The following is a 24,734-nucleotide window of genomic DNA, read 5'->3' on the forward strand; positions in this document are numbered from 1 at the left end:
CCTGATGGGGAGCTTGAGTGGCAACGACGCCGGGCCGCGGGCGACCCGGCAATACCTGTGCCGGCAGCCTTGAATCGTCCCCGCGTCTTCCCCATGCTTCCGGGTTCGGACGCCTCGCTCCGACCCTGCCGTGAAGCGGCAGGAAACCACGGCACGCGAGGGAGCGAATGACTCAACAAGTCGCCAGCAAACCCGAAGGATTATAACCATGATGGGCAGGTCGTTTTCACATTCCCGCCACGCCGCGCGAGCAGACCACCTTTGCGCAGTTGCAGCAAAGTCAAAGGGATACGGCCCATCCCGCTGAAAACCAGCTGACAGACCCCATATACGGGCGATCGCCGCGCCACCATGCGCCCAAGCATGGTCGACGCGGCGGAATCGGCATTCCACCTCCACGAACACCACCGCCGACAAGGCGGACAGAAGGAACGCATGAACGCATCCACCAAGCACAGCCGCCTGCTGATCCTGGGCAGCGGCCCCGCCGGCTATACCGCCGCCGTCTACGCGGCCCGCGCCAACCTCAAGCCGACGCTGGTCACCGGCCTGCAGCAGGGCGGCCAGCTGATGACCACCACCGAGGTGGACAACTGGCCGGGCGACGACAAGGGCGTGCAGGGTCCGGAGCTGATGCAGCGCATGGCGCAGCATGCGGAGCGTTTCGAGACCAACATGGTGTTCGACCACATCCATAGCGTGGACCTGAAGCAGCGCCCGTTCCGCCTCAAGGGTGACTCCGGCGAATACACCTGCGATGCGCTGATCATCGCCACCGGCGCCACTGCCAAGTACCTCGGCATTGCCAGCGAAGAACACTTCAAGGGCAAGGGCGTGTCGGCCTGCGCCACCTGCGACGGCTTCTTCTTCCGCGAGCAGGAAGTGGCCGTGATCGGCGGCGGCAACACCGCCGTAGAAGAGGCTCTGTACCTGTCCAACATCTGCAGCAAGGTCTATCTCGTGCACCGCCGCGACAAGCTGCGCGCCGAGAAGATCATGCAGGACAAGCTGTTCGACAAGGCCGCGGCCGGCAAGATCGAACTGGTGTGGAACCACACTGTGGACGAAGTGCTGGGCGACGAGACTGGCGTCACCGGCGTGCGCGTGAAGGACATCAACACCGGCGCGACGCGCGACATCGCGGTGACGGGCTTCTTCGTCGCCATCGGCCACACGCCCAACACCGGCATCTTCGATGGCCAACTGGAAATGCACGACGGCTACGTGAAGATCCGCAGCGGTCTGAACGGCATGGCCACGATGACCTCGGTGCCGGGCGTGTTCGCCGCCGGCGACGTGGCTGACCACGTGTACCGCCAGGCAGTGACCTCGGCCGGCTTCGGCTGCATGGCCGCGCTGGATGCGGAGCGCTGGCTGGATCAGCAGGGGCCGGCGAGCTGATGATCCTCGGGCGCGCCGTGAGTTTCATTCTGGCGCGCCCAAGGTTTTTGATCGTCATTCCGGCGCAGGCCGGAATCCAGTTTCCGTAGTGATCGGTTGTCGCCTCGAACCTGTTGGTTGGCGTCATCGCGACAATCGAGCCTCACCGTTACTGGATTCCGGCCTACGCCGGAATGACAGCGATGTAACGCTGAGGCAACTTGCACCAACACCTGGACTGACGTGATCGAAGCCCGCTTCCACGACAGCATCGAGCGCATCCCCGCCCCGGCATGGGATGCGCTACGCCCCGACGACAACCCTTTCGTCTCGCACGCCTTCCTGGCATTGCTGGAACGCACCGGCTGCATCCGTCCCGACTGGGGCTGGCAGGCACATCATCTGGGCTTGTATGAAGATGGCGCGCTCGTCGCCGCCGCACCGCTGTACCTGAAAGGCAATTCGCACGGCGAGTTCGTGTTCGACTGGAGCTGGGCCAGCGCATGGGAGCGCGCCGGCGGCGACTACTATCCCAAGCTGCTCAACGCCGTGCCCTACTCGCCCGTGCCCGGCCCGCGCCTGCTGGCGGGCAATGACGCGCACACCGCCGAACGGCAGCAGGCCTTGGCGAAAGCGATGCGCGACTTTGCCGGACGCATGAATCTTTCGTCCGTGCACGCCAACTTCCTGCGCGACGACGAATTGGCCGCCTTCGACGGCCCGTGGCTGGAACGATCGGACGTGCAGTTCCACTGGCACAACCGCGGCTACGCGGACTTTGCGCAGTTCCTCGCCGCACTGAATCACAAGAAGCGGAAGAACATCCGGCAGGAGCGCGCGCATGTCGCCCAGGCCGGGCTGGATATCGCCATGCGTGGCGGCGACACGCTCAGTTCCGAGGAGTGGCGGCAGATCCACGCGCTGTACGAAGCCACCTTCGACGTCAAGGGCAATCATGCGGCGCTGACGCAGCAGATGTTCTCCAGCATGGGCGAGGTCCTTGGCGATCGCGTGCAGGTCGCGCTCGCGCGTCACGACGGCCGCATCATCGCCATGGCGCTGTTCCTGCAAAGCTGCAACACGCTGTACGGCCGCTACTGGGGCGCGGAGGTGGACGTCCCCGGCCTGCACTTCGAGCTTTGCTACTACCAGGGCATCGAATACGCCATCCGCCATGGCCTGCAACGCTTCGAGCCTGGCGCACAGGGCGAGCACAAGCTCGCACGCGGCTTTCTCCCCGTGCGCACCCATTCACGGCACTACCTGGTCAATCGCAGCTTTCGCGACGCTGTGAGAGAGGCGCTGGTCCGCGAAGCCGAGGCGATGGACGAGTACGCGCAGGATCTGCTGCAACACAGCCCCTACGCGCACACCGCCTGAGTCAACCCAGCGAAATACTGACCACCTTGCCCTCGGCGTCCAGCTCCACGCCAAACTCCAGATAGCTTCCGGGACCGAACTGGATCACGTAATCGTTCCAGGTCTTGTCCTTGTCCGGGCGTCGCCCCTTGAAGATGAAGGACGACGGTTCGCCAAACGGCCCCAGCTGTTTGGCCAGGCGCCCCGACAAACCCGACGCCATCTTGGCTTTCAGCTTGTCGCCGAACATCGCGGGATCTTCATTGCCCTTCTGCATCTGCGCGAAGGCCTTGCGCGCCTTCGCGGTCATTGCCGCGTCTTCGCCCGCCGCCGGCTTGCGCGCCGCCGCCGCGATCTCCGGATACATCGCCTCGAACGTGGCCGTCACCAGCATCTGCCCCGGCTCCGGATCGTCGCCGACGTTGGTGAACGCAATGACCTGGATGCCCTGCCTGGGGAAATACTGGTTCGACGTGGTGAAGCCGAACGAGCCGCCGGTGTGGCCGATGCGCGGCTGGCCATCCAGGGTGTCGACGAACAGGCCCAGGCCGTAGTCGTTGCTGCCATCCGCCGGCGTCGTCATCAACGCATAGTCGGCGGGCCGGATGATCTTTCCGCTGCGCAGCGCGACGTTCCAGCGTTCCAGATCGTCCACCGTGGAAACCAGCACGCCCGCCGCACCGCCCACCGTGGCATGGATGGTCGGCGCCGCTTCCAGCTTGCCGTCCGCATGCCGATAACCCTTCGCCATGCCTGGCAGGCGCGATTCGTCATCGACCGTATAGGTGTGGGTCATACCTGCCGGCGCCAGCAGGTGCGTCTTCACGTAGTGAAGGTATGACTCGTGCGAGGTCGCCTCGATCACGCGGCCCAGCAAGACGTAGCCGCTGTTGGAATAGGACCAGCGGCTGCCCGGCGCGAAATCCAGCGGCTTGTCCTTGATGCGCGCCATGATCTGGTCGAAGGTGACCGGCTTCACCGCCCACTGCTCGACGTCCGGGCCGTCCAGATACTCCGGCATGCCGCTGGTATGGGACATCAGCTGCCGCAGCGTCACTTCCTTCGCGTGCGGCGCGTCGGGCAGATACGTCGCCAGCTTGGCGTTGACGTCGAGCTTTCCGGCTTCCTGCAACTGCAGGATGGCCGCCACCGTGAATTGCTTGGTGATCGAGCCGATCTCGTAATAGGTCGATGCCGTCGCCGGCGTCTTGCGCTCGCGATCGGCCAGACCGTAGGCGTGCACGTAGAGCGGCTGGCCATCGCGATAGATGGCGAGGGTCGCGCCCGGGGTATCCGTATGCCGCAACACGGCCAGGGCATCGCCGTCGATGCGTTTGACCAGCGCGGGGTCCATGCCCGGCGAAGCCGCCACGGCCGCCGGGGCCAGAAGGATCATCCACCACCACAAGCGACGACGCATGCCGGATCCCTGAGCGTTGTAGAGGAAGGGCATGCTAACCACATCCCCATGCCGGTAGCATGTACCGGACATCCTGGTTTTGATGGCCCCATGATCCGACTGCCCCTGCTCGACGCGACCAGGCCGGAGCACTTCCCTGATCCGCGCAAGGCGCTGAACGATCCGAACGGCCTGCTGGCCTTCGGCGGCGATCTGTCACCCCGCCGCCTGCTGGCGGCCTATGCGCAGGGCATCTTTCCCTGGTTCAACGAAGACGAGCCGCTGCTGTGGTGGTCGCCCGATCCGCGCTGCGTGTTCCACACCCGCGCGCTGGTGCCCAATCGCAGCCTGCGCCGGCGCCTGGCCCAGGTGGACTGGACCGTCACCATCGACCACGCCTTCCGCGAGGTGGTGGAGGCCTGCGCCGCGCCGCGCCCGGGCCAGAGCGGCACCTGGATCGTTCCCGCGATGATCTCGGCCTATGAGCAACTGCACCTCATGGGCCACGCGCACAGCGTGGAAGTGTGGGAACACGACCGTCTCGTCGGCGGCATCTACGGCATCGCGGTCGGCCGCCTGTTCTGCGGCGAGTCCATGTTCAGCCGTGAAAGCGGCGGCTCGCGCGTCGCCTTGATGGCGCTGGCCAAACTGCTGCGGCACTGGGACTTCCCCTGGATCGACGCCCAGGTCACCAACGCCCACCTATTGCAGCTGGGCGCGGTGGAATACCCGCGCACGGAATTCCTGCGCACCATTGCCCAGCTCACGCAGTTGCCCGGACAGCCCGGCAGCTGGAAGCCGTTCACGCCGCGCGCCCAGCTGACCGATCAACCCGCCGATTGAGGCGCTACGCGCAGGCTACCGCTCAGCGAAACAGGTGCGGTACGAAGCAGCTGGTGTTGCGCGTGATGCGGTCGGCGTCTTCGCGCATGCCGATGCCCACGGCACTGTTGCCGACCACCCACGAACCCACCAACGCGTGGCGGCCGTCGAACACCGGCAACGGCGCCAGCGCCTGATAGATGCACGGCTCGATGGCGGGGCTCTCCGGCTGTCCCGGTTCCAGCACCATGATGCCCGCACCCTCCCTGCCCCAATACGGCTTGCGCACCACGGCGCCCTCTAGATCGGCACGGCGACGGCTCGCCGGCAGCAGGTTCGGATGCCCCGGAAAGAACTCCCACAGCAGCGGCAGGATGGCCTTGTTCGACAACACCATCTTCCACGCCGGCTCGAACCAGCGCAGGCGGGTCTGCGGCAGATGCACCGAGAAAGGCTCGGCCAGCATCCATTCCCACGGATACAGCTTGAACAGCCTTTCGATGGGCGCGTCGTCGAGGTCGATGAAGTCCCTGCCCGACCAGCCGATCTGTTCCACGTCGAGCGAGGTCGTGCGATGGCCGGCCTGCATGCAGGTGTCGATCAGGTAGTCGCAGGTCAGCGCATCCTCGGTGCTTTCGTAGCAGGCGGCAAAATGCACGTGCGAGGCCGCAGGCAGCATGCGCCAGCGCTCGACCAGCGCCTCGTGGATGGAGTTGAACTGATCCGCCTCTGGCGCCACGTCCTGCAGCCAGTACCACTGCGCCACGGCGGCCTCGAACAAGGCCGTGGGCGTATCGGCGTTGTATTCCAGCAAACGGGGCGGCGATGTGCCGTCGTAGGAGAGATCCATGCGGCCGTAGAGTGCGGGCTCGCGATCCCACCAGCTGCGTTCGATCAGCGTGGCGGCGCGCTCGTCCAGTCCCAGCTCCGCATAGCGGCTGCTGCGCACGACGCGATCCACGGCATCCAGGCAAAGCGCGTGCAACTCGTTAGTAGCGCCTTCCAGCGCATCGATCTGCGCCTCGTCAAAGACATAGCAGACGTCTTCGCGCCAGTAAGGCTCGCCGTCGATGGTGTGGAAGGCGAAGCCTTGCGACTCCAGCCGCTGCTGCCATCCGGCGCGCGGCGTGCTCGCGATGCGGCGCATCCGTCAGCTGGCTCGCGCGGATACGCGCCCGGTGGAACCGAAGCCGCCGCGCGTTCCCAGTTCCACGCCACGCGGCCCTGCGGTGCCGTCGATGGCGCCCACGCGGCCACCGGAAGCCAGCGCGCGACCGGGGCCGGGATCGTCCTTGCCTCCACCGCCGCCGCTGCGATACCAGGGGCCGTAGTAATGCAGCCCGCCGTAGGAGCCGCCGTTCACGGAGGTATCGATCTGGCACTGGCCGCTGGAGTAATCGTGCACGCAGTCTTCGTAGCTGTCGTAGCGGTTGCGCTGCACGTCCTGCCCGCGCCCGAGCATGGACAGTCCGACCAGCGTGGCGCCGCCGAGGGCGAGCAAGGGCACGGCCAGCGAGCGCTTCTGGTTACGCGGCGGCAGCGGGTGAAACGATGCGTCGCGCCGCGGCGCGGGTTTTCCCGCAGGACGAAGTTCGTGCGACGGACTGTGTTTGCTGTGGTTGCCCATCGCCCGTCACCACGTCATCGCCGCGGCGTTCACCAGGCCCACGGCCACCGCGATCACCGCGGCGAAGATCGCCACCGCACGATTGTCCTCTTCGATCTGCGTGGCGAGATCGCGGATCAGCAGATGGATCGCCTGATGCGCCAGCCATTGCACGATGAGCGCCACCAGCCCCCACAGGGCCAGGTCCACCAGGCTCACGCTGTGCGACATGGCGCTGACCAGGGGCGCAATGAAACCGATCACGGCGCCGCCCAGGCTGATCGCCGCCGCCTGGTTGCCATGGCGGATAAGCGCGATCTCCCGCTGCGGCGTCAACCAGATGTGCACCGTGCAGAAGACGGCAAGAAAGAGGACACCCAAGCCGAAGTACGCCGCGAACGCCGGCAGCGTGGAAAGATCTGGCAACACCTTGACTCCCCTTGACCCCGCCCATCCGGAGCGACGCCGCAGTGTAGCGCAGCGGAAGGCGGCGCCCTGAGCCTGATCGTCAGCCGGTGGGTGACATCAGGAGTCTTCTGGCTCGATCAGCACGTCGACCGCCTGCCCCGCACTCACGCTCGCGGCCATCGCGGCCGATTCCTCCAGCTGCAACCAGAACGTGCCCGAACGCTCGATCACGGCGCCGCGGAAATCGCGCCCGTTGAGGCTGCCGCGAACCCGATGGCCATGGCCGCATTTCCACAAGGGCCGCGCCGGCGTGGACCACTGGCTGACCGGATCGAAAGGCAGCGGCAGCAGCCACGGCTGCTGGTCGCTATGTACGGTGGCGCGAAACGCTACGGCGCGATGCTTGTTCATCCCCGTTCCCCTGGCGTGCCCCGGCAATAAAGATAACGGAGGCCGGACGCCCGGTGTGAGGATGGAGTGGCTCGACGAGGTCCCGCAGGCCCAGGCCCGCCCGCTCGAAGGCCGACACCCAGCCGCCCAGCGTGCGGAAATACCAGGGCGCGGCTTCGCCGAACCCCTCGCCGCAGCCGATCCAGGAACCTTCGCGCCAGCCGTCCGCGTAGGGCTCCGCAGCCATCAGGGGATGCACCGTCTGGACGATCAGCCGGCCGCCCGGCGCAAGCAGCCCAGGCACGGCGGCAAGCAAGGCATCGACCGATGCGCCACCCAGCAGGGAGAAATTGCACACCACGATATCGGCCCGCTCACGCAACGCGCCGGCGGCGATGTCTTCATAGGAAAGCACGCGGAAGGCTCCGCCGCCCTTTGCGCGAGCCGACTCCACCAGCGCCGGCACCACGTCCACACCGATGACCTGCACGCCTTGCGCGGCAAGTGCGCGGGCCAGCCAGCCTTCGCCGCAGCCCACGTCGATGACCGTGCGCGGCGACCGCGCCAGCACGGCATCGACGATGGCCTGGTCGGTCACCAGCCTGCGGCTTTCGATGCGTTCCTCGCGCACGGCGCGTTCCCACGCCGGCGCATTGGCCTGCCAGGCGTCGAGAATCCGTGCCTCGTCCGCCTCGGCACGCACCCAGATATCAACCCGCGCGGCTGGCGTACTTGGACGCCACGTAGTTATCGAGGATGCCGATGAACTCGCTGGCGATGTTGTCGCCACGCAGTGTCATCGCCTTCTGTCCGTCGATAAACACCGGCGCCGACGGCGCCTCGCCATTGCCCGGCAGCGAGATGCCGATGTTGGCGTGCTTGGATTCACCTGGACCATTCACCACGCAGCCCATCACGGCGAGCGTGAGGTTCTCCACGCCGTCGTACTTCACGCGCCACAGCGGCATCTGCTCGCGCACGTGATCCTGCACGGTGCGCGCGAGCACCTGGAAGAATTCGCTGGTGGTGCGGCCGCAGCCCGGGCAAGCCGTGACCAGCGGGGTGAACGCGCGCAGGCCCATGGTCTGCAGCAGCTCCTGCGCCACGATCACTTCGCCGGTGCGCGAGGCGCCGGGTTCGGGCGTGAGCGAAATGCGGATGGTGTCGCCGATGCCTTCCTGCAGCAGCACGGCCAGTGCCGCCGCCGAGGCCGTGATGCCCTTGGAGCCCATGCCCGCCTCGGTCAGGCCCAGGTGCAAGGCGTAGTCGCAGCGCGCGGCGATGTCGCGGTACACCGCGATCAGCTCCTGCACGCCCGACACCTTGCACGAGAGAATGATGCGGTCGCGCGGCAGGCCGATCTCCTCGGCGCGCTTGGCCGAGTCCAGCGCGGAACGGATCAGCGCTTCGCGCGCCACGTGCGAGGCATCCCACGGCTCGGCGCGCTGGTGGTTCTCGTCCATCAGCGTGGCGACCATGCTCTGGTCGAGCGAACCCCAGTTGGCGCCGATGCGCACGGGCTTGCCGTAGCGCAACGCCATCTCGATGATGGCGGCGAACTGCGTGTCCTTCTTCTTGCCGAAGCCGACATTGCCCGGGTTGATGCGGTACTTGGCGAGCGCCTCGGCGCAGGCGGGCTCGGCTTCCAGCAGCTGATGGCCGTTGTAGTGGAAGTCGCCGATGAGCGGCACGTCCACGCCCATCATCGCCAGCTTGTCGCGAATGCGCGGCACCGCGGCGGCGGCGGCCGGCGTATTCACCGTGATGCGCACCAGCTCGGAGCCGGCACGCGCCAGCTCGGCGATCTGCTTGGCGGTGCTGGTCGGATCTTCCGTATCGGTGTTGGTCATCGACTGCACCACGATGGGTGCACCGCCACCCACCGTGATCTTGCCGATCTTGACGCCGACGCCGGGACGGCGGGGAGCGGGCTGGGCGGGACGCGGAGAAGGAGTCGTGTCGCTCATGTAGTGGGATCGCGATGTGGGACGGCAACAGGGCAAGGATACCCGAACCGCCGGACACTCCCTAGCAAGCGTCGCAGCGCCGTGCGCGATGCGGCAAAACCGCGCATTGGAGCCATTCTGAGCACTTGAGCGAGGATCATGAAGGCCTGCCCCAACGCACGGAAACAGGAGTGCATCCCATGCTTCAGATCTCCCGCCAGGATGGTGACCAGCGCATGTCGCCCTCGACCTCCTGCGCCGGCTGCGGCCACGCCGCCGTCTGCCAGGCCAGCGGCTACGACCGGCCGGAACTGTCAGGCCTGCGTCATATAGCTGAACGCATCGGGCCGATGCGTACCGGCGAATACCTGTATCGCCCGATGTCGCCGTTCCGTGCGCTCTACGCGGTGCAGACCGGCATGGCCAAGACCGTGGCGGTGGACGTGGCGGGACGCGAACAGGTGCTGGCCTTCCACCTGCCCGGCGAATTGATCGGCCTGGATGCAGTGGAGCGCGAAGTGCACGACAACGCCGTGGTCGCGCTGGGCAAGACGCAGTTCTGCCGCTTCCCCTATACCGCCGTGCGCCAGATCGCCGCGCAGCAGCCGGAGGTGCCGTGGCATCTGGTGCAGTCGGCGAGCCAGCGCATTTCGCGCCTGCAGCTGACCAGCGGCAACTACATGGCGGAAGAGCGCTTCGCCGCCTTCCTCGTGGACATGCGCGATCGCCGCGCCGTGCTCGGCCTGCCTTCGGATTACCTGCCGCTGCCGATGTCCCGCGCCGATATCGGCAACCACCTGCGCCTCACCACCGAAACCATCAGCCGCCTGCTCGGCCGCTTCCGCGAACGCGGCTGGGTGCGCGCGGATCGCCTGGGCCTTTACATCCTCGACCTGCCGGCGCTGCGTGAGCAGGGTTTGTCGTTGCTGATGCATTGAGTGTTCTTTTCGGAGCTTGTTCACGATCTCCATGAAGTTCATTTCCCTCACCGTCATTCCGGCGTAGGCCGGAATGACGGTGAGGGGGATTAAGCGCTCACGCGAGATTTAGAACAGACTCTCAGCCAGCCGCCCTGCGCAAAGCGGCTTTTAACAGCCGCTGTTGAATACGATCACCAACGGACGTCGGCCGGGTCAGCCCCATGCGCTCCAGCGCCTCGTCCTCACCGGGCACGGCCTCGCCGGGTGCCAGCGCGGCTTTCACCACCTCGATCTTGCCGCGCCACGTCGCGCTGCGTTTCTTGAGCCAATCGAGCGCGGGCAGCAGGCGCTGCTCCACCTCGGTGAAGTCGCTGCCGAACGGAAACGGCGACAGCAGGCCCTTCGCCTGCCAGGGCGCAAGCACCTCCCGAAGATGCTCGGGACGGTTGTTCCGCCAGCGCTCGGGAATCTGGAAATCGGCGGCCAGCTTGCCGTGCGCCTTGGCCTCCGCGCAGAGGGCATCGATAAAGCGCGCATCGGCAATGGAGAGCATGGCCTCCACGCACTCGCTGTCGGTCTTGCCGCGCAGGTCGGCCACGCCGTATTCCGTCACGAACAGGTCGCGCAGGTGGCGCGCGATGGTGGTGTGCCCGTAGTTCCAGCGGATATTGGTTTCGACGCCGCCAGGCCCCTGCCGCGTCGACCGCAGCATCAGGATGGAGCGGCCATCGGGCAGTTCGTGCGCCATGGCCACGAAGTTGTATTGCCCGCCCACGCCGCTGACCACCTCGCCGTTCTCCAGCCCGTCGGACACCGCCGAGCCCAGCAGGGTCGCCATCATGCAGGTATTGAAGAAACGCGCGCCGCGACGCTGCAGCGTGGCGAGCATCTGGTGGTCGCCATACAGCTGGTTGACGTTGGAGACGCGGCACATGTCCAGCGCATCCGGATCGCTCGCGTCGAGCTCGCCCAGCCATTGGTATAGCTCGCGCGAGCCCAGGAAGAACGCGCCACGCAGGTAATGGCCGCCGGGTGTCTCGGGCGACAGCCGTCCGCACGCGGCCGCGCGCTCCAGCGCCATGTTGTCCCAGGCGCGGCGCTTGAGGATGCCTGCGCGCTGCAGGTGCATGAAACCATCCATCACCATTTCGCTGGCGCCGTACAGGCCGGTGCGCAAAGGCGCAAGGCCGCCCATGCGCGAAGCCAGGGCGTGCGTGCCGCCGCGCGGATCCAGCGCCACCAGCGCGCGACGCCACTGCGTGTTGTCCTCCTGCCGCCAGCGCAGCGCATAGACCAGTGCGTCGGACAACGCGCCGATGCCGATCTGCAGGCAGCCGCCGTCGCGCACCAGTGCGCTGGCATGCATGCCCAGCGCGTATTCGGTCAGATCGATGGGCTGGCGCGGCACGGCGAACAAGGGCGGCGCCTGTTCCGTGTTGAGTTCGATGTCGAAGTAATCCCGCTCCACTTCGGCATGGCCGCTGATATAGGGCAGATCCGGATGCACCGCCGCCACCATCAGCGGCCGTGGCTTGCCCGCCTGCACCACGCGGTCGATGAAGTCGAACGTCAGGTCCGGATTGCACGACAGGCTGTAGCGTACGCCCTCGGGCGTTTCGCGGCGCGCCACCAGCTGCACGAGCAGGTTGATGTCCTGCACGGCCAGATCGCGGGCGACGTGCGTGTAGTTCTGGCTGATGTAGTTGCGCTGCGCACTGCCCGACCGCAGCAGCGCACCCGACTGCATGTAGAACTCGTGCACGGCCACGTTGGACGGCAACTGGTTGCGCGCCTGGTCGAGCGCATACTCGGGATCGACCGCGCCGACGCCGAAATGCCGCTCCACGAACGGCCCGACGAAACGCGCCTCCAGACCCGGCGCCGGATGCGGACGCGTCAGGGACAGCGCGGTATAGAGCGCGAGCGAACGGGAGGTGTCGGCCTTGGTCAGCCGGTACAGCGCGTTGAGCAGGTCATGCGGCTTGCCCAGCCCCAGGGGAGCGGCCACGCGCAGGTCCGGGCCGATTCTCTCGGCGATCTGCTGGGCGCATGCTTCGGTGTCGGTATGACATTGCTCAGGCGACATGGAGCGACGTGACGAGGTCGATGTTGCGTATTGGTGACACGGGCGAAGTGAATACCGCTTGAAGAAGTTACGACCCCATGCCCTACACTCGGAGCATGAGTCGCCATGTCGCATCCGCCCATGCCCGCCTGCTCGCCGAGCAGGCACTGAGCCGCGCCGCCGGCGCCCCCTTGTTGACCGGCAACCACGTCGAACTGCTGATCGACGCCGCCGCCCATTACGACGCCTGGCTGGCCGCCATCCACGACGCACGGGAGCGCGTGCTGCTGGAGAACTACATCATCCGCAACGATGCGGTAGGCGTGGCCTTTCGCGACGCGCTGGTCGAATGCGCCCAACGCGGCGTGTTCGTCGCCGTGGTGTACGACTGGCTCGGCTGCAAGGGGCAATCCCGGGACCGTTTCTGGGCACCGCTGCGCGCCGCCGGCGGACAGGTGCGCGCGTTCAACCCTGTGCAGTTCGGGCAGCCGTTCGGGTGGATCAGCCGCGACCATCGCAAGCTGCTGGTGGTGGATGGCGTGCAGGGCTTTCTTTCCGGCGTGTGCATCAGCGAGAAGTGGCTGGGCGATGCCGCCAAGGGCATCGCTCCCTGGCGCGACACCGGCGTCGCCCTGCGCGGCCCGGCCGTGGCCGAGCTGGAACATGCTTTTGCCGAAAGCTGGTCCAGCATCGGCACGCCGCTTTCGCCGTTCGCCACGGCGGATGCCGGCGACGACGCCGGCAACGTGGCCTTGCGCGTCATCGCGACGCAGCCGGCCACCGCAGGCATGTACCGCCTCGACCAGCTCATCGCCGCCATGGCACGCAAGACGCTGTGGCTCACCGATGCTTACTTCATCGGCGTGGCGCCCTACGTGCAGGCCCTGGCCGCCGCGGCACGCGACGGCGTGGACGTGCGCCTGCTCGTGCCCGGCAGCAGCGACATCCCGGTGGTCGCCGGCATGTCGCGCGCGGGCTATCGGCCGCTGCTCAAGGCCGGCATCCGCGTCTTCGAGTGGAACGGCTCGATGCTGCACGCCAAGACCGCCGTCGCGGACGGCCTCTGGGCGCGCGTGGGCTCGTCCAACCTCAACCTTTCCAGCTGGCTGGGCAATCGCGAAATCGACGTGGCGGTGGAAGACACCGGCTTCGCGCAGCAACTCGCCGAGCAATACGAGCGTGACCTGGAAAACGCCACCGAGATCGTGCTCGCCCCTGGTCGCTGGCGCCGGCATGCCGATCACGTGCAAAGCAGCGCGGGCCGGTCGGCGCGGCCACGGCCCATCGGCGGCAGTTCCGGGCGCGCCGCGGCCGGTGCGCTGCGCATTGCCAATACCGTGGGCGCAGCATTGACCGATCGCCGCGTGCTCGGCGACACCGCCACCGCGCCTCTGTTGATCGGCACCGCCGTGCTGAGCGTGCTGGCCGTGGTGGCGATTTTCTGGCCCGCGATCATCGGCTGGCCGCTGGCCGTGCTGGCCCTCTGGCTTGCCCTGAATTTCGCGGCCAGGGCCTGGCGGCTGCGCCGGCGCTTCAAGCGGCGGGCGGCCGAACTCGGCAACGGAGAATGACCGGCCAATACCCAATAGTTTCATAGGGATATGCGGCATGCCTTAGGTCACGGCTGCGCTTGATGACGCAAGCGGATGTAATCCCGGCGTTCCTCAGGCGAATCTCATGATAGGCTCGTCACTTCATGCGCTCGCCAGACGACTACAGTTCCGACCAGGCCGGCCCGCCGCCGCGCCAGATCCTGACGCCCAGTTCGCTCAACCGACTGGTGCGGGACCTGCTGGAAGACGCGCTGCCGCTGATCTGGATCGAGGGCGAGCTGTCGAACGTGGCCCGCCCCGCCTCGGGCCATCTGTACTTCACCTTGAAGGACGCCAACGCCCAGGTGCGTTGCGCCATGTTCCGCCCCAAGTCCACCTGGCTGAAATTCCGGCCCGGCGACGGCATGCACGTGCTGGTGCGGGCGCGCGTGGGGCTGTACGAGCCGCGCGGCGAATTCCAGCTGGTGGCCGAGCACATGGAGCCCGCCGGCGAAGGTGCCCTGCAGCGCGAGTTCGAGCAGCTCAAGGCGCGCCTGGATGCGGAAGGCCTGTTCCATCCCGACCGCAAGCGCGCCCTGCCCCGTTATGCGCGGCGCATCGGCGTCATCACCTCGGCCACCGGCGCGGCCATCCGCGACGTGCTCAGCGTGATGTCGCGGCGCTGGCCGCTGGCCGACGTCGAGGTGCTGCCGGTGCCCGTGCAGGGCCGCGAGGCGCCGCCCGCCATCGTGCAGATGCTGCGCCGCGCGTCCGCGAGCGGACGCTACGACGTATTGCTACTGACCCGCGGCGGTGGATCGCTGGAAGATCTCTGGGCCTTCAACGACGAACAGGTCGCCCGCGCCATCCACGCCAGCGCGGTGCCGGTGGTGTCGGCGGTGGGCCACGAAATCGACTTCAGCATCGCCGACTTTGTCGCCGACCTGCGCGCACCCACGCCATCGGCCGCGGCCGAACTGCTGGTGCCCGATGCCCACGCGCTGCAACGCCACCTGCGCCAGTTGCAGCAACGGCTGGTGACGCTGGAGCAGCGCCGCCTGCAATCGCGCAGCCAGCGCGTGGACCATCTGTTCGCGCGCCTGCAGGCGCAGCGTCCGCAGGCACGACTGGCGCGTGATCGCGAGCGCCTGACCCATCTGCATCGCCGCCTGCTCGGTGTGCAACGGGAACAGACGCAACGACGCCGCAACCAGGTGGAGCGCGCGCATGCGCGGCTGCTCGCGCAACATCCCAGGCTGCGCCTGATGCTGCTGCAACGCCGCTCGGCCGAACTGATGCAGCGTCTGCGCCACGCCATCGAACGCAAGCTGGAACGCGAGCGGCTCAACCTGCGCCAGACCGGCCGCGCCCTGCACGCCATCAGCCCACTGGCCACGCTGGAACGCGGTTACTCCATCCTGTTCGACAAGGATGGCAAGGTGCTGCGATCGGCCGCCGGCGTGGATGAAGGCACACCCGTGCGTGCGCGACTGGCAGATGGCGAATTGCCGCTGATGGTCACCAAGAAGAGCCACTGAACGCGCCTCGCCTCACGCGCCCTGAACGCTGCCTGCCGCATGCTCCGCGCTTCGATGCAAGGAGCGAGGCATGAAGGCAGCGCAACTGTTCGTCAAAGCACTGGAAGCCGAGGGCGTGCACAGCATCTTCGGCGTTCCCGGTGAAGAGAACCTGGATTTCGTCGAGGCCCTGCGCGAATCCTCCATCCGCCTTATCGTCACCCGCCATGAGCAGGCCGCCGGCTTCATGGCCGCCACCTGGGGACGGCTCACCGGCGAAGCCGGCGTCGCCCTTTCCACGCTTGGGCCCGGCGCCACCAACCTGGTCACGGCCGCCGCCTATGCACAGCTGGGCGCCATGCCCATGCTGATGATCACCGGCCAGAAACCCATCCGCGAGCACAAGCAGGGCCTGTTCCAGCTGGTCGACGTGGTCGACATGATGCAGCCGCTGACCAAGTACACGCGGCAGATCGTGTCCGCCGCGACCATCCCGGCACGCGTGCGCGAAGCCTTCCGCCGCGCCGAGGAAGAGCGCCCCGGCGCCGTGCACCTGGAACTGCCCGAGGACATCGCGCGCGATACGGTCGACGAGGCCATCCTGCTGCCCACCGAATACGCGCGACGCCCCGCGCCCGACGATGCGGCGCTGGTGCAGGCCGCCGAGGCGATCACCCGGGCGAAGCATCCCATTCTGATGATCGGCGCCGCCGCCAACCGCCAGCGCACCACCGTCGCGCTGCGCGACTTCATCGACAAGCTGGGCATTCCGTTCTTCACCACGCAGATGGGCAAGGGCGTGATCGACGAGGATCACCCGCTGTGGCTGGGCAATGCGGCGCTGTCGGACGGCGACTTCGTGCATCGCGCCATCGACGCCGCCGACGTGATCGTCAACGCCGGCCACGACGTGGTGGAGAAGCCGCCGTTCTTTATGCGCAAGGGCCGGCGCACGGTGATCCATATCAACTTTTCCAGCGCCGAAGTGGATGCGGTGTATTTCCCGCAGATCGAAGTGGTGGGCGACATCGCCCACACGGTCGAACGGTTGACCGACGCCCTGCAGCCGCAGGCGCATTGGAACTTCGATTACTTCGACCGGGTGCGCACGGCATTCCACAAACAGTTGCAGGATCATGCGCGCGACGACCGCTTCCCCATGCATCCGGTGCGCATCGTCGACGACACGCGCCGCTTCATGCCCGACGACGGCATGCTGTGCCTGGACAACGGCATGTACAAGATCTGGTACGCGCGCTATTACCGCGCGCGCCAGCCCAACACCATCCTGCTCGACAACGCGCTCGCCACCATGGGCGCCGGCCTGCCATCGGCGATGGCGGCGAAAATGGTGTACCCCGAGCGCAAGGTGCTCGCCATCTGCGGCGACGGCGGCTTCATGATGAACGCGCAGGAGCTGGAAACCGCCGTGCGCCTGAAGCTGGACCTGGTGATCCTGCTCGTGCGCGACGACGCCTACGGCATGATCCGCTGGAAACAGGCCGAGATGGGTTATCCCGACTACGGCATGCTGTTCGGCAACCCCGATTTCGTCGCCTTTGCGCAGGCGCACGGCGCGCATGGGCATCGCCCGGCGAGCGCCGACGAGTTCCTGCCGACGCTGGAGCGCGCGTTCAACGCCGGCGGCGTGCACCTGATCGATCTTGCCATCGACTACTCGGACAACCACCGCATACTCAACGAAGAGATCCCGCGGCTCAGCGCAGCGGTCTGAGCCCACCATTCGGAGCCATCCATGCTTGCCAAGAGTTACCCCTATTACCTTGCCAACCAGCCGCAGACGTCCAAGGAAACGATGGACGTGCTGGACAAGTACAGCGGCAAGGTGGCCACCAAGGTCGCCGTGCCCGACGCCAAGGCCGTCGAAAAAGCCATCGCCGCCGCCGTGAAGGCCACCGCCCCCATGCGCGAATTCAAGCCGTGGGCACGGCAGGAAGTGCTGCAGCATTGCGCGCAGCGTTTCAAGGAACGCCGCGAGGAACTGGCCTATGCGCTATGCGTGGAAGCCGGCAAGCCGATCAAGGATTCCGACGGCGAAGTCACGCGACTGATCGAGACTTTCTCCATCGCCGCCGAAGAAGCCGTGCGCATCAATGGCGAAACCATCAACCTGGACCTTGCCAAGCGTCTCGACGGCTACCACGGCCACACCAAGCGCGTGCCGCTGGGCCCGGTGTCGTTCATCACGCCCTTCAATTTCCCGCTGAACCTGGTTGCGCACAAAGTCGCGCCCGCCATCGCCGCCGGATGTCCCTTCGTGCTCAAGCCGGCGGAGCGCACGCCGATCGGCGCGCTCATCATCGGCGAGGTGCTGGCGGAAACCGACCTGCCGAAGGGCGCCTTCTCCATCCTCAACCTGGACGGCAAGCACGCCAGCCCGCTGGTGGAAGACCCGCGCTTCAAGCTGCTCTCCTTCACCGGCAGCCAGATCGGCTGGGACCTTAAGGCGAAGGCCGGCCACAAGAAAGTGACCTTGGAACTCGGCGGCAACGCCGCGTGCATCGTCGATGCCGACCAGGCGCCGAAACTCGACTACGTGATCGACCGCCTTGTGTTCGGCGCGTTCTACCAGTCCGGCCAGAGCTGCATCAGCGTGCAGCGCATCTATGTGCACGAGTCGCTTTACGACGAACTGAAAAAGCGGCTGGTCGCCGCCGTGAAGAAACTCAAGGCCGGCGACCCGAAGAAGAAAGACACCTTCCTCGGCCCGATGATCGACGAGGCCGCCGCCGAACGCCTGCACGGCTGGATCGAAGAGGCGCGCGAGGGCGGCGGCAAGGTGCTCTGCGGCGGCAAGCGCAACGGCACCATGCTCGAAGCCACCCTGATGGAAAACGTGCCCACCAGCGCCAAGGCCCACCGCATGGAAGCCTTCGGTCCGTTCGCCCTGCTCGCACCGTTCAAGACCTTCGACGAAGTGGTGGCGATGGTCAACGATTCGGACTACGGCCTGCAGGCCGGCATCTTCACCGACAGCCTCTCCAACGCCATGCGCGCCTGGAACGAACTGGACCAAGGCGGCGTCATCGTCAACGACGTACCCAGCTTCCGCGTCGACAACATGCCCTACGGCGGCGTGAAACTCTCCGGCATCGGCCGCGAAGGCGTGCGCTGGGCCATCGAGGACATGACGGAATTGCGCCTGATGGTGATGCGCGAGCGGTGAGAGCAAACCGCCTCCCCGTCGGCCTCACATGAGCACACATCTGCCTTCACCGTCATCCCCGCGAAAGCGGGACGAGCGCTCAGCGCGAAGAACGCCCGTAGGGCGGCCCATGGGCGAGCGCAGCGAGTAATCCAGCGACTTTGCTCCCGGCGAGAAGGTTAAGAACACCAGATGACAGCCCTTCCCAGTTGAAAGACTTCTCTCCTTCGCGGGGCGTGTTCCGCGGCCTGGTGTTCTCGCCCATCGCCGGCTTTCTGCTCGCCGGGCTGCTGATGCTGCTGCTCAAGCAACTGGTGAAGATTCCCGCGCTGTACCGCGCGCCCGAGGGCAAGACGCCACCGCCGTGGCCTATCCGCGCGCTGCTGGTGCTCACCTGCACCGGCGTGAGCTTCAGCCACGGCTCCAACGACGGCCAGAAAGGCATGGGCCTGATCATGCTGATCCTGATCGGCACCGTGCCGACGGCCTATGCACTCAACGGCGCGGTATCGGGTGGCTAGGTGAAGACCTTCCACCAGGTTTCGGTCGATACGCAGCGCGTGCTCGGCAGCCTGGCAGGCAGCGTGACCTTCGATGGCGATCCGCGCGCCGCCATCACCAGCGCCGTGCAGCAGCGCGCGGCGCAGACGACCACCGCGCCGGCGCTCGCCCAGCTGATCGGGCAGATCGATCACGAGGTCGGCAATCGTCCCTCGCTCAAATCCGTGCCGCCCGAGCAGATGGGCAACGTGCGCAATGACATCTACCTCGCCAATGCGGCCATTCCGCTGGTGCTGGCGCAGGCCGGGCTCAGCAAGGAGCAGACCGGCACGCTTACCGCGTGGCGCGGCCTGGGCACGCAGGCCATCCAGTTCATCCCGCCGTGGGTGAAGGTGGCCGTGGCGCTCGCGCTGGGCCTGGGCACCATGGTGGGCTGGAAGCGTATCGTGGTGACGGTGGGCGAGAAGATCGGCAAGGAGCACCTGACCTATGCGCAGGGCGCCTCGGCCGAACTGGTGGCGATGGGCCTGATCCAGGCGGCCGACATGTACCACCTGCCGGTCAGCACCACGCATGTGCTCACCTCGGGCGTCGCCGGCACCATGGCCGCCAACGGTTCCGGGCTGCAATGGTCCACCGTGCGCAACCTGCTGATGGCCTGGGTGCTCACCCTGCCCGCCTCGATCCTGCTGGCGGGCGGGCTGTACGTTGTCCTCCGCCAGATCTTCTGAGCGTTAGCGGATCGGGGGCGGAGGCGATCGGCCGTCCCTTAGAGCCTGTTCACGATCTCCGCGTGGCCCGCGCCGGAGGCTGTTTGCGCGCAGGACAAGGAAGAGCGAGGGAGTGTACGTCCGTACACGACCGAGCGATGACGCCGGCCTGTGGGCAAACAGACCCGGCCCGAAGGGTTGTTCTTGAGTGGCCGCCCAACGACACCGCGCGGCTTGACCTGCCCACCAGGCAGGCGCTGCGTCGCGCGCTGCCGCCGGGCGGCCACTCAAGAACAACGCGGGCTACGTGGAGATCGTGAACAGGCTCTTAGGGTTGCACGGCGGTCTTCACGCGCCGCATCTGGCGCCGCGGTCACGGCTATTGTTCAATCATCGAGCCCGTCACGACGGGCTGTGGCCGTCGCGTCCCTTCAAGGAGCTTGCCGGATGCACGTGAAAACCGCCCTTTGGCTGGGCGCCCTGACGCTTGCCACGTCCGCGTGGGCGCAGCATGCGCCAGCGCCTTCGGGCAGCAGCCCCGTCCCCGCGGCGCCCTCGACGGCCATCCAGCTGCAGGCGGTGACCGTGCGTGGCGAACAACCGGGCCCCGCGCTGTGGGAAGTGCGCCGCGGCAACCACATCCTGTGGATCGTCGGCACGCTGGCGCCGCTGCCCAAGCATGCCGAATGGCAATGGGCGAAACTGGAACAGGCGCTGTCGCGCGCCAGCGAGCTGCTGGAAGCGCCCTCGGCACGCCTGAAGATGCCGCCCAGCCTGTACGCGCGCCTGGCCCTGCAGCCGTCGGCCAAGTTGAACCCGGGTGGCGCCACGCTGCAACGGCTGTTGCCGCCGGATACCTACACGCGCTGGTTGGCGCTTCGCCACCAGTATCTTGGCGATGACGATGCGCTTCAGTACATGCGCCCGATCATCGTTGCCCAGCAGCTTTACGAAAAGGCGCTGGCGGCGAACGACCTCACCAACGACATCGACGTCGCCGACATGGTGGAGAAGCTCGCCCGCCACCACGGCGTACGCGTGATCGGCGTGCGCTACGAGCTGGTGGTCACGCATGCGCCGCCTGCCGTGCCCTCCGAGCAGGACCAGCAGAACGGCATCGCCTGCCTCGACGAAACCATGCACCTGGTCGAGCACGACATGCCCAAGCTCACCGAGCGCGCCAATGCCTGGGCCACGGGCGACATGAAGACACTGGAGAGCCTGATTCCGCAGAAGAGCTATGAGCCGTGCATCGTAGCGTCGATCAATGGCGACTTCGAGCACCAGCTCAACATTCCCGACCTGCCCCAGCGCATCGAATCGGCCTGGATGGAGGCTGCCGATGCCGCCATGGTCCGCAACCGGTACACGGTGGCCATCCTGTCGATGGACCAGTTGCTGTCTTCGGACGGCTATCTCGCCAAGCTGAAGCAGCGCGGCTTTATCGTCCGCTCGCCGGACGAAGCGCAGCCCTGATTGCCGGTTCACGATCTCCGTGACATTGATTGCCCTCACCGTCATTCCGGCGCAGGCCGGAATCCAGTGACCGCCACCTTGGGTTTTCGCGAGAGAGCTTCCGGAAAATCTTCGGCTGCCGCGGAAACTCAGCGCTTTCGCCACTGGATTCCGGCCTGCGCCGGAATGACAGTAAGGAAAATGTGCGCCCAAGGAATATCGTGCGCAGCCCCGGCAGAAAGCCGCACATCGCGTTGATGCACGGCTTTTGCCTCGTGGCTTACCTGGTGGCGCTGTACAACGCCGCCGCATCCGCCTTGAAGGATTCCGCGCTACCCGGACGGCTGTAGAACATGTGTCCGCCCGGATACACCGACAGCTTCACGCGCTGCGCCTGCCCGAAGGTCGGCATCTGGTCGATGATCAGCCGTGAGGTGAAGAACGGGCACGACAGGTCGTTGTAGCCGTGCACGATCAGCACCTTCATGTTCGGATCGTTGCCGATCGCCTTGCGCAGGTCGGCCACCGGCTTGTCGTCGGCATTGCCGCGATCCCAGGCCTTGTTGACTTCATACGACAGCGCCTCGTAGTGCGCGTCCGTCTTCCAGCCCACTTCGCGCGTCACGAAATCCACCATGGCGCTGGTGGTCGGCGCCAGCAGCGCCTCGAGGATGGGGTCGCCCGACTGGCGTTCCGCCGAGCCCGGGAACGGATCGAACGCGGTGACGTTGGAGTCGTACACGCTGCCGATCTTCTTGTCCGAGCGATGCACTTCGCGCAGGTAGGTGCCGATGTCGACGCGTCCGTCCAGCCGCGACACGACCTGCGGATCCAGGCCGGTATAGGCCGACACCTTCTGCACCATGCGGCCGATCGCGCCCGGGTCGGAGCGGCCGGCGAGGAAATCGGTGACGAACTGGGTGCGCACGTAGGTCTCGACATCGGCCATGGCGGTCGGCGTGAGCTTGCCCTGGCTTTCCAGGCGCGCGGCCGTCATGGACGGCAGATTGATCATCCACGGCAAGGGCGACAGCGCGTCGCCATCGCCGATGGCCGCCGGGTCGAGATACGGCGACACCATCACCAGGCCGTTGACGCCCACGCCCATGCGCGTCTGCAGCTCATAGGCGATGCGCGGCGCGCGGTAGCCGCCATAGCTTTCGCCCATCACGTACTTGGGCGCGCGCAGGCGGCCGTGCTTGACCAGCCAGTCGTACACCACGCGCGAGAGGTACTTGATGTCCGCCTCGGTGGCGTAGAAATCCTTCTTGGTGTGCTCCTCGTCCTCCAGCGAGCGGGAGAATCCCGTGCCCACCGGATCGATGAACACCAGGTCACTCATGTCGAGCCAGGTGTTGGGGTTGTCCTTTGTGACGGCCGCGTCGGAAGGCGCGTCGCCGTCCACGCCGAACTGGATGCGCTTGGGGCCGATGGCGCCCATGTTGAGATACACCGACGATGCACCCGGGCCGCCGTTGAAGGCGAACGTGACCGGACGGTGCGGGTCGCTGCCCGGCACCACGTACGAGGTGTAGACCACCTCAGCGATCTTCTTGCCCTTGGCGTCGCGCACCGGAATGGTGCCCACCGTCGCCTCGTAGGACACCGTGCGGCCGCCCACGCGCACGCTCTGCTTGATGGTCTTGTCGGCAGGCAGCGGCGGCAGCTCGCCGTCGGCCTTCTTGTCGGCGGCCTCGGCCGCCGGCTTGGCGTCCTTGCCTTCCGCGGCATGGGCCGACCACGGCGCCATCGCCACCCACAGCACGAACACCGCCGCGCACCACGCGGCTCCACGCCCCACACGGGCGAAACGACCCAGAACAGGCAGATCAGGTTTCATCGGCACTCTCACGCAAAGCCCCACGGAAATCGCCCGGCGGTACGCGCGGGCGAACGGCCATAGATGCGGCAAGCGCCACGGCGTCACCAGTGCCGTAAGGCAGGGTCAAGAGTTTGCGACGAGCGCCGCGCTACGCTTGCGGCGACGCAACAGGCGCATCGGCACGCGGGCGCGCGCCCACGATCACCAGCCAGAGCACGAAGACCACCTCGCCAAGTTGCAGCGGGAAGGCAATGCCCGACACCGTGTCCTCATAGGCAGGAAACAGCACGCCCGACACGCACAGCGCGAGATAGGCCAGCCCATTGAGCACCAGCCAGTAACCCAGAAAACGCGGCAGGAAGCGGGAGCGGATCACCAGCACGGCCAGCGGGAACAGCCACAGGCCCCAGAAGATCTCCGCGCAGGAAATCATCTGGCCATGCATGCGCAGGAACAGCGAGGCCAGCGCCTCGCGCTGATGCACGTCGAACGACGCCAGCCAGTCGCCGCCCTGCGCCAGAAGCAGGGCCGCCACGTCGTTCAATACATTGAACAGATACAGTGGCGTATCCATGAAGCCGAGCACGAACATCAGCCCAGCCAGTTTCCTGTCGACGCCCTTGAACAGGTGATACAGCGCGAAGGTCAGGAACAGGCTGATGGCGCCCGTCAGCACGTCACTGAAGATGCCCAGCCGGAACAACGATTCATGCGCCGCGATGTTGTGCGCCGTGGCCGCCGCATCACCATGGACGAACAGCGCACTCGGGATATACACAAGCCGGAATGGCGCCACCAGCGTCAACGCCAGATAGATCAGGCCCGCGATGCGAGCGTCACGCTTGAGCACTGCCATGAGCGTTCCCCCTTGATATCCGCGCGCCATATCGATGCGCCCCACGGACTTTTCGAGCGGCTATGTCACCGCCAAACCGGGCGCGGGACTGGTTCGGCCACGTCGCACCCACCACACCAGCCCAAGGGCAAGCACTGCACTCAACACGCGCAAGGCGTTGCCCAGCCATCCGGTCGCCGCGGTGGGTGCCACGTCGAATACGTCCCAGGCGGCGTTGAGCGAGCAGTGGAACACCAGTCCACTCCAGAGCCTGTATCCGTCCAGGGCATCGAGCAACGCAAATACGATGCCGCCGAAGCACGTGATCAGGAAAACCTGCATGGCCAGGTCATTGCCGCGCATGCCCACCCAGTGCACCCAGCCGAACACCAGGGCCTGGCACAGCACAGCAGGCGCCATGAGCCACCCCAGCGATCGGCGCGGAAAGATAAAGCCGAAGCCGCGGAACACCAACTCTTCCGCCAGCGGAAACAGCAAGGCCGTGAACAGCAAGTCTGTCCAGTCGATGCTCGCCTGCAGCTTGCTGGTCAGGGCGCAACCGATCCAGAACGGAACGGTCGCCACCAGCACCAGTACCGGCGCCTTCCAGCCGCTCCCGGCCACACCGAACGAACGCCACAGCGAAAGCTGCGGATGCCTGGGCCGCAACACCAGCCACGCGGCGACGACCAACACCACGGCCAGCAGATTGTCCGCACTCGACCCGCTGAAGACAGGCATAGGCAAGCCAGGAATCCTGACACCCGCCAGCTGGGCCAGATCGCGCACATTCAGCGCCGCGAACAGCACAGCCACGATGACCATGGCCTTCCCTATCACCACTATCGAATGCGGTTTCTGCATACGCCCTCCTGGCGATCGCGACGCGCGCGAACAGAGT

Annotated in this window: 22 protein-coding genes; 11 read left to right on the plus strand and 11 right to left on the minus strand. The window is 66.5% G+C overall.

Features of this window, described 5'->3' with window-relative positions:
- The first annotated feature begins 435 nt into the window (after positions 1 to 435).
- Positions 436 to 1,401: a thioredoxin-disulfide reductase gene (trxB, locus tag BDW41_RS00325; RefSeq protein WP_074547679.1), complete on the plus strand. Its 966-nt coding sequence runs from the start codon at positions 436 to 438 to the stop codon at positions 1,399 to 1,401.
- A gap of 222 nt (positions 1,402 to 1,623) precedes the next feature.
- On the plus strand, positions 1,624 to 2,760 hold the full coding sequence (locus tag BDW41_RS00330; RefSeq protein WP_074547603.1) for a GNAT family N-acetyltransferase: 1,137 nt from the start codon (positions 1,624 to 1,626) through the stop codon (positions 2,758 to 2,760).
- Position 2,761: 1 nt separating this feature from the next.
- On the opposite strand, the gene BDW41_RS00335 is transcribed toward BDW41_RS00330, so the two are convergent.
- Positions 2,762 to 4,159 carry a serine hydrolase domain-containing protein gene (locus tag BDW41_RS00335; protein ID WP_083337572.1) on the minus strand — a complete coding sequence of 466 codons (1,398 nt, stop codon included), beginning with the start codon at positions 4,157 to 4,159 and terminating at the stop codon, positions 2,762 to 2,764.
- 90 nt (positions 4,160 to 4,249) lie between these two features.
- Between BDW41_RS00335 and aat the strand changes: the two genes are divergently transcribed.
- A complete protein-coding gene (gene aat / locus BDW41_RS00340; RefSeq protein ID WP_074547601.1) occupies positions 4,250 to 4,981 on the plus strand; it encodes a leucyl/phenylalanyl-tRNA--protein transferase in 732 nt (243 codons plus the stop codon).
- A 22-nt stretch (positions 4,982 to 5,003) separates the two neighbouring features.
- On the opposite strand, the gene BDW41_RS00345 is transcribed toward aat, so the two are convergent.
- From BDW41_RS00345 to ispG, 6 genes are all read right to left on the minus strand, one after another.
- Positions 5,004 to 6,107 carry a glutathionylspermidine synthase family protein gene (locus BDW41_RS00345; protein ID WP_074547600.1) on the minus strand — a complete coding sequence of 368 codons (1,104 nt, stop codon included), beginning with the start codon at positions 6,105 to 6,107 and terminating at the stop codon, positions 5,004 to 5,006.
- A gap of 3 nt (positions 6,108 to 6,110) precedes the next feature.
- Positions 6,111 to 6,587: a hypothetical protein gene (locus BDW41_RS00350; protein ID WP_074547599.1), complete on the minus strand. Its 477-nt coding sequence runs from the start codon at positions 6,585 to 6,587 to the stop codon at positions 6,111 to 6,113.
- Between the two features lie 6 nt (positions 6,588 to 6,593).
- Positions 6,594 to 6,995, minus strand: a complete 402-nt coding sequence (locus tag BDW41_RS00355; protein ID WP_074547598.1) for a DUF350 domain-containing protein — start codon at positions 6,993 to 6,995, stop codon at positions 6,594 to 6,596.
- 96 nt (positions 6,996 to 7,091) lie between these two features.
- Complete coding sequence (locus tag BDW41_RS00360) at positions 7,092 to 7,385, minus strand: DUF1905 domain-containing protein (protein ID WP_074547597.1); 294 nt, start codon at positions 7,383 to 7,385, stop codon at positions 7,092 to 7,094.
- Positions 7,342 to 8,067, minus strand: coding sequence for a methyltransferase domain-containing protein (locus BDW41_RS00365; protein WP_074547596.1), 726 nt, complete (start codon positions 8,065 to 8,067; stop codon positions 7,342 to 7,344). The genes BDW41_RS00360 and BDW41_RS00365 overlap by 44 nt, the downstream gene beginning before the upstream one ends.
- A gap of 7 nt (positions 8,068 to 8,074) precedes the next feature.
- Positions 8,075 to 9,331: a flavodoxin-dependent (E)-4-hydroxy-3-methylbut-2-enyl-diphosphate synthase gene (ispG, locus tag BDW41_RS00370; protein WP_074547595.1), complete on the minus strand. Its 1,257-nt coding sequence runs from the start codon at positions 9,329 to 9,331 to the stop codon at positions 8,075 to 8,077.
- A gap of 179 nt (positions 9,332 to 9,510) precedes the next feature.
- On the opposite strand from ispG, the gene BDW41_RS00375 reads away from it, so the two are divergent.
- Positions 9,511 to 10,248 (plus strand): helix-turn-helix domain-containing protein, encoded by a 738-nt coding sequence (locus BDW41_RS00375; protein ID WP_074547594.1) that lies wholly within the window; start codon positions 9,511 to 9,513, stop codon positions 10,246 to 10,248.
- A 121-nt stretch (positions 10,249 to 10,369) separates the two neighbouring features.
- Here BDW41_RS00375 and BDW41_RS00380 read toward each other — a convergent pair whose 3' ends face one another.
- Positions 10,370 to 12,316, minus strand: a complete 1,947-nt coding sequence (locus BDW41_RS00380; protein ID WP_074547593.1) for an acetyl-CoA hydrolase/transferase C-terminal domain-containing protein — start codon at positions 12,314 to 12,316, stop codon at positions 10,370 to 10,372.
- Positions 12,317 to 12,411: 95 nt separating this feature from the next.
- Between BDW41_RS00380 and BDW41_RS00385 the strand changes: the two genes are divergently transcribed.
- The 7 genes from BDW41_RS00385 to BDW41_RS00410 all read left to right on the plus strand — a co-directional run bounded on the left by BDW41_RS00385 (position 12,412) and on the right by BDW41_RS00410 (position 21,197).
- On the plus strand, positions 12,412 to 13,866 hold the full coding sequence (locus BDW41_RS00385; protein WP_074547592.1) for a phospholipase D-like domain-containing protein: 1,455 nt from the start codon (positions 12,412 to 12,414) through the stop codon (positions 13,864 to 13,866).
- A gap of 125 nt (positions 13,867 to 13,991) precedes the next feature.
- Entirely contained in the window at positions 13,992 to 15,365 is a 1,374-nt protein-coding gene (gene xseA / locus BDW41_RS00390; protein ID WP_074547591.1) for an exodeoxyribonuclease VII large subunit, read from the plus strand.
- A 70-nt stretch (positions 15,366 to 15,435) separates the two neighbouring features.
- Positions 15,436 to 17,079 carry an acetolactate synthase large subunit gene (locus BDW41_RS00395; protein WP_074547590.1) on the plus strand — a complete coding sequence of 548 codons (1,644 nt, stop codon included), beginning with the start codon at positions 15,436 to 15,438 and terminating at the stop codon, positions 17,077 to 17,079.
- 21 nt (positions 17,080 to 17,100) lie between these two features.
- The gene (locus BDW41_RS00400; RefSeq protein WP_074547589.1) at positions 17,101 to 18,531 is read left to right on the plus strand and encodes an aldehyde dehydrogenase family protein; all 1,431 of its coding nucleotides are present in this window, start codon (positions 17,101 to 17,103) and stop codon (positions 18,529 to 18,531) included.
- 188 nt (positions 18,532 to 18,719) lie between these two features.
- A complete protein-coding gene (locus BDW41_RS23470; protein ID WP_199535241.1) occupies positions 18,720 to 19,031 on the plus strand; it encodes an inorganic phosphate transporter in 312 nt (103 codons plus the stop codon).
- Positions 19,032 to 19,742: an inorganic phosphate transporter gene (locus BDW41_RS00405; RefSeq protein ID WP_074547587.1), complete on the plus strand. Its 711-nt coding sequence runs from the start codon at positions 19,032 to 19,034 to the stop codon at positions 19,740 to 19,742.
- Between the two features lie 432 nt (positions 19,743 to 20,174).
- Positions 20,175 to 21,197, plus strand: coding sequence for a TraB/GumN family protein (locus BDW41_RS00410; protein WP_158536957.1), 1,023 nt, complete (start codon positions 20,175 to 20,177; stop codon positions 21,195 to 21,197).
- A 259-nt stretch (positions 21,198 to 21,456) separates the two neighbouring features.
- On the opposite strand, the gene BDW41_RS00415 is transcribed toward BDW41_RS00410, so the two are convergent.
- The 3 genes from BDW41_RS00415 to BDW41_RS00425 all read right to left on the minus strand — a co-directional run bounded on the left by BDW41_RS00415 (position 21,457) and on the right by BDW41_RS00425 (position 24,658).
- Complete coding sequence (locus BDW41_RS00415) at positions 21,457 to 23,016, minus strand: peptidase S10 (protein WP_074547585.1); 1,560 nt, start codon at positions 23,014 to 23,016, stop codon at positions 21,457 to 21,459.
- A 130-nt stretch (positions 23,017 to 23,146) separates the two neighbouring features.
- Positions 23,147 to 23,854: a DUF4386 domain-containing protein gene (locus BDW41_RS00420; RefSeq protein ID WP_074547584.1), complete on the minus strand. Its 708-nt coding sequence runs from the start codon at positions 23,852 to 23,854 to the stop codon at positions 23,147 to 23,149.
- 60 nt (positions 23,855 to 23,914) lie between these two features.
- On the minus strand, positions 23,915 to 24,658 hold the full coding sequence (locus tag BDW41_RS00425; protein WP_199535242.1) for a CPBP family intramembrane glutamic endopeptidase: 744 nt from the start codon (positions 24,656 to 24,658) through the stop codon (positions 23,915 to 23,917).
- Positions 24,659 to 24,734: the final 76 nt, after the last annotated feature.

The sequence above is a fragment of the Dyella sp. AtDHG13 genome (assembly GCF_003201105.1).
In the GTDB taxonomy this organism is placed as follows: Bacteria; Pseudomonadota; Gammaproteobacteria; order Xanthomonadales; family Rhodanobacteraceae; genus Dyella; species Dyella jiangningensis_B.